Origin of the sequence: Chitinophaga sp. XS-30 (genome assembly GCF_008086345.1) — a bacterium.
In the GTDB taxonomy this organism is placed as follows: Bacteria; Bacteroidota; Bacteroidia; order Chitinophagales; family Chitinophagaceae; genus Chitinophaga.
Genome location: NZ_CP043006.1, coordinates 5,326,796 through 5,341,081, shown reverse-complemented (window position 1 = coordinate 5,341,081; position 14,286 = coordinate 5,326,796). Strand labels below are relative to the sequence as shown.

General features: G+C 48.0%; 12 protein-coding genes. 7 read left to right on the top strand and 5 right to left on the bottom strand.

Translation table 11 applies throughout. The features are described 5' to 3' along the window. Nucleotides 1–71: 71 nt before the first annotated feature. Complete coding sequence (gene gap, locus FW415_RS21460) at nucleotides 72–1,085, bottom strand: type I glyceraldehyde-3-phosphate dehydrogenase (protein WP_210420764.1); 1,014 nt, start codon at nucleotides 1,083–1,085, stop codon at nucleotides 72–74. A 19-nt stretch (nucleotides 1,086–1,104) separates the two neighbouring features. Further along, nucleotides 1,105–2,109 carry a GlxA family transcriptional regulator gene (locus FW415_RS21455; RefSeq protein ID WP_148389111.1) on the bottom strand — a complete coding sequence of 335 codons (1,005 nt, stop codon included), beginning with the start codon at nucleotides 2,107–2,109 and terminating at the stop codon, nucleotides 1,105–1,107. Nucleotides 2,110–2,275: 166 nt separating this feature from the next. Here FW415_RS21455 and FW415_RS21450 point away from each other — a divergent pair, with 166 nt between their 5' ends. Both FW415_RS21450 and FW415_RS25080 read left to right on the top strand, forming a co-directional pair. Further along, nucleotides 2,276–3,028, top strand: coding sequence for an SDR family oxidoreductase (locus FW415_RS21450; protein ID WP_148389109.1), 753 nt, complete (start codon nucleotides 2,276–2,278; stop codon nucleotides 3,026–3,028). Beyond that, the gene (locus tag FW415_RS25080) at nucleotides 2,998–3,174 is read left to right on the top strand and encodes a hypothetical protein (RefSeq protein WP_168208932.1); all 177 of its coding nucleotides are present in this window, start codon (nucleotides 2,998–3,000) and stop codon (nucleotides 3,172–3,174) included. The genes FW415_RS21450 and FW415_RS25080 overlap by 31 nt, the downstream gene beginning before the upstream one ends. A gap of 12 nt (nucleotides 3,175–3,186) precedes the next feature. On the opposite strand, the gene FW415_RS21445 is transcribed toward FW415_RS25080, so the two are convergent. Next, complete coding sequence (locus FW415_RS21445) at nucleotides 3,187–4,533, bottom strand: amidohydrolase family protein (RefSeq protein ID WP_148389107.1); 1,347 nt, start codon at nucleotides 4,531–4,533, stop codon at nucleotides 3,187–3,189. A gap of 778 nt (nucleotides 4,534–5,311) precedes the next feature. Here FW415_RS21445 and FW415_RS21440 point away from each other — a divergent pair. Next, on the top strand, nucleotides 5,312–6,025 hold the full coding sequence (locus FW415_RS21440) for a hypothetical protein (protein WP_148389105.1): 714 nt from the start codon (nucleotides 5,312–5,314) through the stop codon (nucleotides 6,023–6,025). Between the two features lie 237 nt (nucleotides 6,026–6,262). Here FW415_RS21440 and FW415_RS21435 read toward each other — a convergent pair whose 3' ends face one another. Together FW415_RS21435 and FW415_RS25805 are read right to left on the bottom strand one after the other, a co-directional pair. Continuing rightward, the gene (locus tag FW415_RS21435; protein ID WP_148389103.1) at nucleotides 6,263–6,805 is read right to left on the bottom strand and encodes a T6SS immunity protein Tdi1 domain-containing protein; all 543 of its coding nucleotides are present in this window, start codon (nucleotides 6,803–6,805) and stop codon (nucleotides 6,263–6,265) included. A 76-nt stretch (nucleotides 6,806–6,881) separates the two neighbouring features. Continuing rightward, a complete protein-coding gene (locus FW415_RS25805; protein ID WP_371417065.1) occupies nucleotides 6,882–7,037 on the bottom strand; it encodes a DUF4372 domain-containing protein in 156 nt (51 codons plus the stop codon). Between the two features lie 217 nt (nucleotides 7,038–7,254). Here FW415_RS25805 and FW415_RS21425 point away from each other — a divergent pair, with 217 nt between their 5' ends. The 4 genes from FW415_RS21425 (at nucleotide 7,255) to FW415_RS21410 (ending at nucleotide 14,261) form a co-directional block, all read left to right on the top strand. Continuing rightward, complete coding sequence (locus FW415_RS21425; protein WP_148389102.1) at nucleotides 7,255–7,848, top strand: RNA polymerase sigma factor; 594 nt, start codon at nucleotides 7,255–7,257, stop codon at nucleotides 7,846–7,848. 158 nt (nucleotides 7,849–8,006) lie between these two features. Beyond that, the gene (locus tag FW415_RS21420; RefSeq protein WP_148389100.1) at nucleotides 8,007–9,218 is read left to right on the top strand and encodes a FecR family protein; all 1,212 of its coding nucleotides are present in this window, start codon (nucleotides 8,007–8,009) and stop codon (nucleotides 9,216–9,218) included. A gap of 113 nt (nucleotides 9,219–9,331) precedes the next feature. Further along, a complete protein-coding gene (locus FW415_RS21415) occupies nucleotides 9,332–12,715 on the top strand; it encodes a SusC/RagA family TonB-linked outer membrane protein (protein WP_168208931.1) in 3,384 nt (1,127 codons plus the stop codon). 7 nt (nucleotides 12,716–12,722) lie between these two features. After that, on the top strand, nucleotides 12,723–14,261 hold the full coding sequence (locus FW415_RS21410) for a RagB/SusD family nutrient uptake outer membrane protein (RefSeq protein WP_148389096.1): 1,539 nt from the start codon (nucleotides 12,723–12,725) through the stop codon (nucleotides 14,259–14,261). Nucleotides 14,262–14,286: the final 25 nt, after the last annotated feature.

Genomic DNA, 14,286 nt, shown 5'->3' with positions numbered 1-14,286 from the left:
GTGCAGTGTTTTATAACAAAGAGACTGTCTCCGTGTTTGCAATAGCAGGAGACAGTCTTTTTTTTATGCATTCATGCTGATACCGTTGTCTCTTGCTTCGCCAGTTCCACGGTCAGCTCTGCGATCCTGTTGGAGATGCCCACTTCATTATCATACCAGGCTACTACCTTTACAAGATTGCCTATGGCACGCGTCAGTGTTCCATCTACGATGGAGGAATGCGTGTTCCCGAGAATATCCGCGGACACCAAAGGCTCTTCCGTGTACTCCAGGATGCCGTTCAGCGAAGCAGCGGCATAATGTTTGAACAGCTGGTTGATCTCTTCCGCTGAAGCAGGCTTTTCAAGGTTCAAAGACATATCTGCAATAGAGCCATCGATCACAGGCACCCTGTAGGAGAAACCATCCATCCTGCCTTTCAGCGCGGGCAGTACATCCCCGATTGCTTTTGCCGCGCCGGTGGTGGTGGGAATGATAGATTGCGTGGCCGCTCTGGCCCTTCTGTAGTCTTTATGCGGACCATCCTGCAGCATCTGGTCCATCGTAAATGCGTGTACCGTGCTCATGAACCCTGATGCGATGCCATATTCCTTATCCAGCAGGTAGAGTACCGGTGCGATGCAGTTTGTTGTACACGAAGCAGTAGACAATATCTCATCATCCATACTGATCAGATCATCGTTCACGCCATGCACGATCGTTTTTACATGGCCGGTGGCGGGTGCCGTGATCAGCACTTTTCCCGCGCCTGCCGTAATATGCTGTTGTGCCAGCTCCCGCTGGGTAAAGCGGCCGGTTGATTCTATGACCACATCTATGCCCAATGCCCCCCAGGGCAATTTCTCGGGAGAACGCTCATTCAGCAGCAATATATTTTTGCCGTTTACGATCAGGTGTTTATCATCGTGGGATACTGTTCCGGGGAATTTACCATGGGAGGAATCATATTTCAACAGGTGCGCGAGCAGTCCGATATCTGTAAGGTCGTTTATGGCCGCAACTTCCACGCCTTGTTTGTGCTGCAATGCTCTCAGCGTCATTCTGCCTATCCGTCCGAATCCGTTAATAGCTACTTTCATCATCATATTTTTTAGGTGATCAATATCAATGTACTGTTGGTAATGCCGTTCTGAAAGACCGGCGGTAATCTGAAGGCGACACCATCATATGCCGCATAAAGGTGCGGCGCATGGACACAAGCCCTCCCAATCCACATTTTACGGCTATCTGCTCCATGCTCAGGTCGCTGTCTTCCAGGTATTTTCTGGCCACTTCCACCCGTACTTTCTCCACGAATTTTGCGGGTGTCATGCCTGTTTCCCTGATGAATACGCGGTTGAAGTTCCGCAGGCTCATATGGCTGTGTTCAGCGAGGCGCGCTACGTGGAGGTCTTCCTGCAAATGGCGGATCATCCAGGGATACAATTTCCCTGCTATGGAATGCTCCATTGCATGCACCTGCAACAGCGAGCTGAATTGTGATTGATAACCGGTACGTTTCAGGTATAATACGAGTTTGCGTGCGGCAGCAAGGGCCAGGTCCCGTCCATAATCCTCCTCTACCAATGCCAGGGAGAGGTCTATTCCCGATGCAACGCCTCCGGAAGTGTACACATTGCCGTCCCGCGTATAGAATGGATTTGTATCTACTTTTATGCCCGGATACCTGTGCTGGAAATCCTGGCTGAACTGCCAGTGCGTAGTGACATGTTTCCCTTTCAGTATGCCAGCTTCTGCCAATGCGTAGGTGCCTACGCATACGGAGCAGATGCGCCGTACTTTCGGGTAAGTGTCCCGTAACCAGCGGATGAAACCCTCACTGGTATGCAGCATGGCCATCGGGAAACCGGCAATGATCAGGGTATCTATCGGCCGGCTGATCTCATGCACCTTCACCTCGCAACTTATTTCCATATGGCTTTTTGTCGGGATCTTTTTCGTGCTGAGCGGAGAAGCGGTCAATACCTCATATCCTTCAGCGGATGATGCCGCCCTTTCGCCCAACAGGCCGTCCACAGCTGTGAAGATGTCAAGCGGTCCGGCGATATCCAGCAAAAATGTACCCGGCATGGGTACAACAACGATCAGTTTCTTCGTTTTTTTCCGCATAATTTGATAGCGTATTACAAATGTAAGATGTCTGCCAGATGGCACAAATGCCATAATTTATACAATTAATGCCATATCGGGCCGGTTTCACTTCTTAAACCAGTTTAAGTTTTCCCCGGTAAACAGTTGTCATCTTTGTGTTATCAAATCAAAAAAACAATACAATATGAAACTGGTAATTATCGGCGGTACCGGCCTTATAGGTAGCCAGGTGACAAAAAAATTATCTGACCGTTACGAAGTGCTGGCAGCATCGCCCCAAACAGGCGTAAATACCCTCACAAAAGAAGGCCTGGATGAAGCGCTGAAAGATGCAAGCGTGGTAATGGATGTTTCCAACTCGCCCTCTTTTGCAGATGACGATGTAATGAACTTCTTCAAAACATCCACTGAAAACCTGGTGGCCGCCAGTAAAAAGGCGGGCATCAAACACCTGATCATACTCTCTGTAGCAGGCACCAGCCGGCTTCAGGCAAGCGGGTATTTTCGTGCCAAACAAGTGCAGGAAGACCTTGTTAAAGCATCAGGCATCCCCTATACCATTGTTCAGGCCACCCAGTTTTTTGAGTTTGCCGGCGGCATTGCATATATGGGTACGGTAGACGGCAAAGCCGTGTTGCCGGATGCATTTTCACAGCCTGTTGCCAGTGCCGAGGTAGCGTCCTTCATGGCGGAAAAAGCAACAGGAGAACCAGCCAACGCTACCCTGGAGATCGGCGGGCCGGAACGCATTGCCATAGATGCCTGGATAAGGCAATACCTGAAAATGATGAACAGCCCGCTGGAAGTGGTAACGGATGCCAATGCACTGTATTCGGGAGCGGCTATCGGCCAGACCACACTAACGCCGGACAACCCCGTTTTTTTGGGGAGCATCAAATACAATGAATGGATATCGAAACCCGAAAACCAACGGTAAACGATAGGGGAACAGATGGTAATGACAGCCGGGGCATCTTTTTGATGCCCTGTTTTTTACAGCTGGCTGAACCGCACAACAAAAAGAAATTGGACTTTACAGCAAAACGCAAAGCAGGATTTTTTCAGCTGCCGCATGCACGCTGATGGCGGCAGGTCTTATTCTTCCAATGTATTCTTGAATATTTTTCCATCTTTCACAATGAGTTTGAAATTCGTTTTCGGGTCTTCTACCAATTTCAGGTTTTTCAGGGGATTTCCATCCACTAAAATCAGATCAGCATAAGCGCCTTCTGATATCTCGCCTAATTTGCCATCGTGATAAGGACTTCTTTTTCCACTTAAAGCAAGCAGTTGGGCGTTGTTGTAGGTGGCCATTTTCAAGACTTCAAAAGGAGTGAACCACCTGGTCATTTTAGATAACTGTTTACCTTGTTTTTCTGCCAATGCAGGGTCAAATAGACAGTCGGTTCCCCAGGCCAGTTTTACATTATATTTTTTTGCCAGCTTATATGCATTGTCTGTTCCATTGGTCATTTCCAATTGCTTTTTCCTGTTTGCAGAGCCTTCCGGAAAAGGTATGGCGTCTTCATCGTCCAGAAAGGGTTGCAAACTCCACCAAACGCCTTTCTCTGCCATTATTTTTGCCGAAGACTCATCTGCCAGGTTCCCGTGCTCAATACATTTTACACCTGCTGAAATAGCTGATTTTATTGCTGTGGGAGTATATGCGTGAACAGCTACATAAGTTCCCCAATTTTCAGCAGCCTGCACGGCAGCTTTAAATTCCATGTCTGTATATTGCGTAACATCCAAAGGGTCATAGCTGGAAGAAACTCCTCCGCCGGCCATTAACTTCAGTTGCGTAGCCCCTTGCCGTAATTGTTCCCGGGAGCGAAGCAAAACCTGGTCTGCCCCATCTGCAATAGCTACCATTCCGTTCCTTTCCGCATAGGACATTTCACCAATTTTTCTCGGAACATCTGTTGGTAAACCAAAATCGCCGTGTCCGCCTGTTTGTGAGATAAATGCGCCGCTGGAATAAACCCTTGGGCCAATTACCAGGCCCATGTCTATGGCCTTTGCCAAAGTAATAGAACCTCCGCCTAAGTCCCGAACTGTAGTAAACCCTCTCAATAGTTGCCTTTCAGCCGCTTTTGCGGCAAATAAATTCAGGAATGCAAAATCGGATACCATCGCTTGCATCTGGGGAATACTTTCAAACAGTAAATGGGAATGATTGTCGATTAATCCGGGAATCAGGTATTTGCCTTTCCCGTCAATAATTCTTGTAAGCCCGCTTCTGTCAGTTGCTATCGCCGACGCGGAAATGGTTTTTATTAACTTTCCTTCGATTAAAATGTTCCCTGTTATAATTTTATTGTCTTTCCCATTAAAAATATTGACGTTATTGATTAATATTTTGGTTGGGGCTTCCTGAGCGAAAAGCGTAGTTGTGAAGATCATCACAAATAAAAGGGCTATTGTTTTTTTATTTGTTTCCATATTTTCTTGTTTAATTATTGACCGTCCCGGGTTTAGAAAATGGTATTGTTTTAGCAAGCTGTTATTAACGTTTTGGGGCCTGGGTAGTGGCGAACGTGGAAGCACAAACCTGTCAGTCTGCATAAATGCTCAGTAGAAATACCGCACTTGTTTAAACGGATCACCCTCGATTGAGCCAAAAGTCTGTTGAACTGAACTGCATTAGCCTTTACAATTATACGTAATTTACCACTTTCTACCTGTCGGGCGCAAAAAAAAGATCGGGGCAGAAAGAAGCGAACATTAACGGGAACGAAAGTACAATAGTAGGGGTGGTCCGCGATTTTCGCAACAAATCCCTGCATGAAGAGATCGAAGCATTTTTGTATCACCTCCTCAAATATCTGGTATCCCCACTGTGCGATAAAGCTCAATCCCGCAACCCTCCAGCCCACATTACAGGCGTTCCTTCACAGACGACACCTCCGCAGCTACCGCTCCGGCGGCGCTAATTTTTACTTAAATGAGTAATGAACGGAATGCACATTTGTTGTTAGCTTTATAACAATTTTGAAGAGTAACACCCGATGAATAGTTGACCGTTAGCCCGATCCTGGATTCAACCCATGTAATATCTGCTTAACTCCATTTGTAAATGGAGCATTTCATGCTTTAATAAATTCATCTTATGAAAAACCAAATTCACAGGTACACATTACTGGTTAGTTTATACTGCACTGTTCTCTGCGGCTGTATCAAAGTTGAGGATCCAATGAATCCCCTGCCGGGTAAACCGGATATGCTACTGACAGAAATAAGAACCATATACAACTATCAGGGATCAGGGAGTTACAGAAAGGCGCTGGATGTCTATCATTATAACGATGACCACAAACCATGGCTGCATGTAAGGCGTATCTCCGATGCTGATACTACGCAGTTAACCGAAACCATGACGGACACACTTTACTATGACGAACTGCAGCGTGTAACCAGGGTAGTTGGGTACCAGCTTGAGCCTCACAAGATGATCCGACAGCGCATATTCCACTATAACGGTACAGAACGGCTACCTTCATCCGTAGAATTCTATGAAAAGCCGGATGAATGGACGGATACCCTTAGATACAGCAACTACCAGTATGTTTATCAGGACACTGTTGTGCTTGTTCTCATTGGCGCAGATACCTCACGTGGACACTATAGCGCACAAGGCAACTTCCTGGGTTGGAATAGTTACCGTGGTACTACTTTTGACAATCTGCCGAACATAGAGTTGTTCTTCAACCTGGAACATGGCCTTGCCCTGAATATACCGGATAGCTATGGTGCAGAACGGCTACCCCTTTATTCAAAGAACAACTGGGTACTGGAAGGGCCCTATTCCTTTGCGATTGAACGTTACCTGACCGCAAACAGTACCGGCCGCCAGGTGGTGGAAGCTTCCTGGCGCGACGAGCTAAAGGTTGACCTGGCAGCCAATGCATATTTTACATATTCACAGGTTCCCTGATCGTATATTGTACGCTGGTGCATCACTCATGCATGCTCTGGAAAATGCGCTGTCAGCGGAAGCTGATCCCGCTTTCTTTATGGCGACCTGTGAGCTTTTCGTTTCAATCCTTAGTGGACAATTTTCGAACCGGTTTTTGCAGGATCTAAAATTGTTAAACGAATTTAATTCCTCTATTGTAATTACCTGATGATAGTGAAATCAGTCAACGCTGCAGATGTGCAATAATCTGCTATGTTATTCAATCTTACCAAGCATTTGGGCAATTATGGAGATATGTTCTTTTATCTTTACTATTTGAAGGTTTTCCACCTTTTCCGGCCCTCCTAGCCCTAGCAGCGGCACATAGCCATAACATTCGTCAATGGCAATGCGACCAAGTTGATTCTTCGCTTTAAAATAGTTCCCGCCACTCAATTCGTCATCAAGGTATGCTGTATTATATACATCTTCTAAAAAATAATCGAACCCGGATTCAATTACTTTAGAAAACCCATATTTACAATTAATAAGAACAGTATAATTCTCTTCCCAAATTATCAAATCAGACATTCCTGTAGCAAACATTACGATCGGGTTCTTAAAAATAGGGCTATAAACTTCTTGTAATAATTCTTCATAATCATCCGGGTTAACTATTTTAAGGTATCCATCTACAATAGAACCGAAGCCAAACTCTTGCCATAGCTGTATGAGCTGTACAGGAAGCAACGGTTCATATTTTACCAATAAATCATTTTCAGGTTTACTTTCCAGTTGGAAATCAGTTATGTGTTTCATAATATTTAAATTGATGTATTACTGGCTTCTGATATCTTGATCGCTTGGTTTTTTAAGAAGCTGATTTATTTGGGTTTTATCCAATAAGGAACTTCCCAATATACAACAACTGGTTCCAGCAAGCAAAATGTCTAACACGATAGTCTCCATTATAACGGCTGACTATGGTACCAAAGGCTTGCTGTGGCAGAAATGAACTTATCTGCGCAAAGACGTATCTGCCTTGATTTATAAACAGACTGATTTTCAGAAAGTTATGAATTTGTCATTTTCTGATCGTTACGGTATCAAATTCGGCTGAAACCCTTTTATATCAGGACTTCAAAGAACCAACCATTATCCTGACGAGGTATTTAATGAATACGGATCATCAGTCAGGTATCAAGCTTGGCAAAATGAAATATTAAACATATTTTTCGGGGGCATTAATCCACTTCTGCTACTCGCATATGCAACAAAGTGATATTGAAACAGACTGGTTTGCAAGGATTGCAAATGATGACGAACAGGCTTTCCGGCAGGTTTTTGATCACTATTGGCCCCAGGTATATGGTACGAGTTTACACCTGACAAAAAATCCGGAGCAGGCAAAAGATCTTTCCCAGGAGATATTTATCAAGCTCTGGGAAAACCGCTCGAAACTCAGGGACGTGAAGAATCCCGCTTCCTACCTCTACATTTTATCGAAAAATCTGGTGTTGGATCATTTGCGGAAAAGGGTGTTTGATCCGTCCAATATTGAATTTCTGATACAGTATTTTCAGGTCACTACACAAACGCCGCAGGAAAAGCTGGAGCTGAATGAGCTGAAGGCTGTTATGGAACAGGCCGTCAACTCCCTGACCGGTAAAGTAAAAGATGTGTTTGCATTAAGCAGGCAACACGGGCTCACCCACGAACAGATTGCAGCGCAGCTGAGTATTTCAGTAGTCTCTTCCAAAACCTATGTGGTACGCGCCCTGCAGCAAATCCGGAAATATATGGAAACCCATGCGGGGGATCGCCTCGTTATTGCAGCGTTGGCTGTTGTGTCGCTTCGCTGAGCACTTTATTTGTTAACCTGCGCCATAACACCGCGGCGTCCTGTGTATGTTCCTGTTCTCCAAAGCCCTGTTGTCCGGGGCAAAATTGACGTTTTAGACAAATTTTTTAATTTTCTTGTCTTAGCCCTGCTTTTTTTTCCGTCTTTAAGAAATAGAATATGGCAAACTCAAGATTTGAAACCTTACTTCAGAAATTTGTCAGGGATACTATCAGTCCTGCGGAACTGCATGAACTGGTTGACCTGATGTCAGCGGCCGGCTCCGGTGAGCAACTGGATAATTTTCTGGCAAGTGCTTACACAGACAGATCTTTGGCCGTGCATGAAGATTTTGACGGAGAAAAGGTCCGGGAGAAGATACTGGCGCGGTTGCAGTTCGGGGAGCAGCAAAGCGGGCCGGCACCGGCGGACAAGCCAAAGATCACCAGGTTGCGATGGCTGGCAGCCGCCTGCCTGGCCGGGCTTTTGGGTTTGGCAGCCTGGTTCTGGACACTGCAAAAGAATACGGGTGTGGAGGGGATCGATCCCCGGCTGGAAGTCGTGGTTCCGTCGCCGCAAACAAATAAGGCAATACTGACCCTTGCAGACGGGAGCGATGTTTACCTGGATAGTGTAAACAACGGCCAGCTGGCCATTCAGGGCCGGGTCAAACTGCTGAAACTGGCCAATGGGCGGATCGCTTATGAATATAGCAACGATACCGCGGATATTGAACATACAGGTCAGGTGGGAATGAACACCCTGAGCAACCCGAGAGGCAGTGAAGTAATAGAAATGAAACTACCTGATAGTACACGGGTGTGGCTCAATGTAGGATCGTCTATTAGTTACCCGGTAGCTTTTACGCATAAAGAGAGGACCGTCATGTTGAAGGGGGAAGCCTATTTTGAGGTGGCTCCGGACAAAACAAAACCCTTCAGGGTAAAAATAACTGAAAACACAGAGATAGCAGTGCTGGGCACTCACTTCAATGTGAATGCGTATGAAGATGAACCTGCTTTGACGGCCACTTTGCTGGAAGGCGCCATCCAGTTTAAAAAGGACAGCAAAAAGCAGCTGCTGCAGCCCGGCCAGCAGGGGCAATTGGGTAAGGACGGAACCATCAGGATCGTACCGGATGCGGATATTCAAGCCGTCATGGCCTGGAAAAGAGGCTTCTTCCATTTTTACAAAACCGACCTGCAAACGATCATGCGGCAAATGGAGCGATGGTATGATGTAACCGTGGAATTTCAGGGCAAGGTAACAGATACAAGGTTCAGCGGGGAAATTTCAAAAACGCATGATGCTTCCGAGGTATTAAGAATACTTGAAGCTTCCGGTGCACATTTCAAAATAGAAGGGAAGAAAATTATCGTACTGCCAGAGTAAAAAAACAACCAGCAATCTAATATTTTATCAACCAGAGAGTATCTGCTTCCGCCTGCATACAGCGGACATGCCATCTCCTGCATTAAACATTTCATTGAATTAAAATGATGCCAATGAGACTGACCATCACATTAATGGCTTTATGCCTATTGCTACAGTTTCCGGCTTTTTCCCAGCGGCGGCCGGTAAAAAAGATCAGCCTGTCCGTAAAAAACGAGCGCCTGGAAAAAGTGCTGAAAGAAATAACGCGGCAAACAGGATACACCGTTTTTTACAACGAGTATATGCCTGCCAAAATGAATGACATCAGGGTTACCCTGACGGTTAAAGGAGCAGACCTTGCCACCGTGCTGGACCATTGTTTTAAAGACCAGCCTGTCCGCTACCAGGTGGTCGGCGAAGTGATCATCATACAGGAAAGGAAAGATGCGGAAAACGTACCGGCTGAGCAAACAGCGGGAGGGCAACAGGTTGTCGTAACCGCCATCAGGGGCGTTGTGGTAAACGAGCGCAATGTGGGGATAGACAATGTGAATGTAATTGTAAAGCGCACTGGGAAAGGTGTAATAACTACTGAAAAAGGAGAGTTTTACCTGGATAATGTTCGCCTCAATGATACGCTGACGATAAGCTGCATTGGCTATAATACCCGTGAAACACCTGCATACAATGCTGATCGCCGGCCGCTCCTCATCAGCCTCGTTCAGGCTACCAGTACCTTGGATGAGGTGGTGCTGACGGCGTTTGGTAAAACCAGCCGCAGGCTGGCAACCGGTAACATCACCAGAATTGGCGGTGAGGAGTTGGCGCGGCAACCGGTAATGAATCCCCTCCTGGCTTTACAGGGGCGGGTACCGGGTATGGTGGTCACGCCTACTACCGGCTACGCCAGTTCTCCCGTCAGCGTACAGATCAGGGGGCTGAACTCATTAAACAAAAGTGTGCCTGCGGACCCGCTGTATATTGTCGATGGTGTGCCCATCAACGTATTGTCCCTGAATGCCGGCGGAGGACGCAGGGAACGGGTGTCGCCCGGATATGAACAAAGCCCCAACAATCCAAATTCAGCGACCACTGGCGGGCAAAGCCCATTGTTCAATATCAATCCGCAGGATATTGAAAGCATTGAAGTTCTGAAGGACGCCGATGCCACTGCGGTGTATGGCGCCCGTGGCGGCAATGGCATTGTTTTAATTACCACCAAAAAAGGCAAACCGGGCGCCACCCGTTTTGAATTACAGGTAACCCCCGCCTTTTTTACGATAGGCCGGAACGCCAGGTACTATGATATGTTAAACACACAGCAATACCTGGAAATGCGGAGGGAAGCGTTCAAGAACGACGGCCTGACCCCCACCCTGGCTACAGCGCCCGACCTGTTGTATTGGGACACTACAGGCTATACCGACTGGCAGCGGAAACTGATGGGTGGCATTGCCAGGACCACAGAGATCGCCGCAGGCGTATCAGGCGGCAGCGATCAGACCAACTTCAGGATCAGCGCCAACTATACGCGAACCACCAATACAACGGACCTTTCAGGCGCCACACAACGGGTTACGGTGTCCTCCAACGTCAGCCATGCTACCCTTAACCGGAAGTTTTCCGTTTCGCTGAGCACGAATTTTACCTACAGTAATATAAATGTGATCCAGGGGTTATTTGGCGCCTATGCTCCCAACGGTCCCGGTATATACGATGCAAACGGCTCCCTCAACTGGGCTGGATGGACCGTAAACGGCCTGTTGCCGGACGCGACTGTTTATCCTTTCGGCATATACAAGGCGATGCCAAATCCCGAATCCGGAACAGTCCTGTTCAGCAGCCTTGCCCTGAACTACAAAATAGCCAATGGCCTTGATCTTAAACTGGTAACGGGCTACAATTTCTCAAATAACAATACCAGGAATTTCATCACCATTGCCCAGCAGTCGCCTTACGGCAACCCCCAGGGAAGGAATTTCTTTTCCACGACCAATATTTCCGGTTTGACGATTTATCCGCAACTGGACTACCGGGTGCAGATCAGCCGGGGGCTGCTGTCCGTTAACCTGGTGGGGCAGGAGGTGATCAAGAACGCAAGCTCGACTGCTATGATCGGAGCCGGATACACGTCCGATGCCCTGATCCAGTCAATCAACGGCGCCGCATTTACGGTGCCTTCCATGCAAACTGCGAAAAGCAAAGATGCCAGTTTTATTGCCGGCATCAATTATGACTGGGAGGGAAAATACATCGTTAATCTTGTGGGAACGCGGCAAGGCTCTTCAAAATTCGGACCGGGGAAAAAGTATGGTGATTTCGGATCGATTGGCCTGGCCTGGATCGCTTCAGAAGAAAAATGGCTGGAAAAAGTGCTCCCGGATGTTATCAGCCTCGTAAAATTCAGGGGCAGTTACGGGATAAAAGGCAGCAGCGACGCCATTTCAGACTACCAATATCTGGCGCTCTGGCAAATACAAACAGCGGCTAACAATTACAACGGCCAGACAACGCTTACGCCTTCAGTAAGACCTAACCAGCGGTATGGGTGGGAAAGCCAGACCAACCTGGAGGGTGCATTCAATATCGGTTTCCTGAACAACAGGCTCACGGCTGAGATCGCGCATTACCGCCACCGCGTATCCAACCAGCTTACCACGGTGCCAACACCGGGTTATATCAATACTCCCGGTATTACCGGCATTGTGGATAATATACCCCTGGTGCTGGAGAATTCAGGCTGGGAGGGGGTTGTAACCGCCAACGTGATCAAAAGGAAGGATATGGACCTGTCGGCCGGTTTCAACATCAGTCAGAATAAAAATATATTGAAGTCCTTTCCCGGTATAGAAAACACCCCCTATTTCAGCCAATACAAAGTGGGCCAGTCCATAGACCTGGTCTACCTCTATCACTACCTTGGCGTAAACCCGCTGACGGGTGAATATGAGTTTGAAGATTACAATGGCGACTGGAAAGTCAGCGGGTACACTACACCGGTACCAACCATGGAAGACGACGACCGGTATGTCATTGTAAACAGGCAGCCGAAGTTCTTTGGCGGCATGCATGTAGACGGCAGGTACCGGCAGCTGAATTTCGGTCTGGGGTTAAGCTACAAAAAGCAAATGGGGCAAAATATCCATGCCGGCAAAGTTTTTTCAAACGGTACATTTAACGCAAATATTCCCGTGGAGTTCTATCGTAATCACTGGCAAAAACCAGGCGATATCGCGGAGAACCCCGCGTTTTCAACAAACAGGAATATCGGCTACTTCCGGAACTCGGATCTGGTGTACAGTGATGCTTCCTACATCCGCCTGAATAACGTTTACCTCAGTCATCCTTTTCCCCAATCCTGGGTAAAGTATGCCGGTTTAAAAGGCGCCATGCTGGCCTGCGAAGCATCGAATGTGCTGCTGCTGACAAGATACAACGGGCTCGACCCCGATGTGCTTTCAAGACTGCCGCCAGCTGCAATTTATCGTTTAAAACTGACCTGTCAATTCAAATAACATAGCCATGAGATACGCTTGTATATATCTGTCATTGGTGAAGGCCAAACTGAAAAAAGACACAGGAAATGCAACAACCGGTCTTGTTCTGCTGCTGGTTCTGGCCGGCTGCCTGTTCAGCACGGCATCCTGTAAAAAGCTGGTGGATATTTCAGACCCTGTCGATAGAATAACTTCCGGGACCGCCTTCAGTTCCGATGAGCTGGCCGGAATGGCCATGAATGGTGTTTACACTACTATGATGACCAGCGGCTTCGTGAAACGCCCCATTACCCTGTATGCATCGCTTTCATCGGATGAGCTTTTAAAGGTGAACGCCATTGCATTTGACCCCGAAGCCCTCATGGCAGCTAACCGCTTGACCCTGGAAGGCGTTGCGCCGGATGCCGGTTTTATTACAGACGCTACGTGGAATGCGGGGTATGCGGTGATCTATGCCGCCAATGCGGTGATCGAAGGCATTGCCGCATCCACCTCCGGCGATCTGCACGAGCCCGTTCGTAAAGCACTCACAGCCGAAGCCAAATGTATTCGCGCCCTCTGCTATTTTTATCTCGTTAATTTTTATGGTGACCTTCCACTTGTGTCAACCACCGAATATAGTGACGCAGCGCTGATCGAACGAAGCAGCAAGCAGCAGGTTTACGAGTTCATCATCGCGGACCTGAAGGAGGCGGAGACGGCGTTGCCGGAAGACTATGCCGCGGCCGGAGGGGAAAGGATCAGGGTCAACAAATGGGCCGCGGCGGCGCTGCTGGCTAAAGCATACTTGTTTAACGGCAATTACCCGGAAGCTGTTGCGGCTGCCGGCAGAGTGATCGACAATTCCGGTTTGTATGGCCTGGAGCGGAACCTGGATAGTGTTTTCCTGAAAAACAGCAGGGAGGCCATCTTTCAGTTTAAGCAAAATACAAATGATGTCGGGTTGGGGAACGCAACAGACGATGGGCTTGCCTTGCTTCCCTTCAATCTTGTCAACCCGGCTATCGGATATTGCCTGTCAAACGAGCTGTTGCGTGCATTCGACCCGTCCGACAAACGGCGGGACCGCTGGGTAGACAGTATCGTTGTTGCTGCCGGTTCCGGTCCCACCGCCAGAACGGACACGTTCTTCTATGCTGCGAAGTATAAAACGGGGCAATATAACAGGGTGCGGAACGCTGTGCCCACGGAATACTATATGTTGCTCCGGCTCGCTGAAATGTACCTGGTAAGGGCCGATGCCAATGCAAGGGCCAATGCCGGACAACCGGCTGCTGCTGTGGCGGACTTGAATACTATAAGGGCCAGGGCCGGTCTGCCGGCATTGCCCTCTTCCTTGTCAGGAGAAGCGCTGCTGGCGGCCGTGGCACACGAATGGCAAACCGAATTCTTTTGTGAAAAGGGGCAGCGCTGGTTCAATCTGAAACGCACCGGCGAGGCCAGGAACGTACTTTCAGCCATACCTGCAAAGCAGCCATGGGCCGGGGATGAGCAATTGCTGTACCCCATCCCTCCGAAAGATATCAACTTTAATCACCGGTTAAAACAGAACCCGGGCTACTGATCTGACCAACACTGCCATGTCCGGA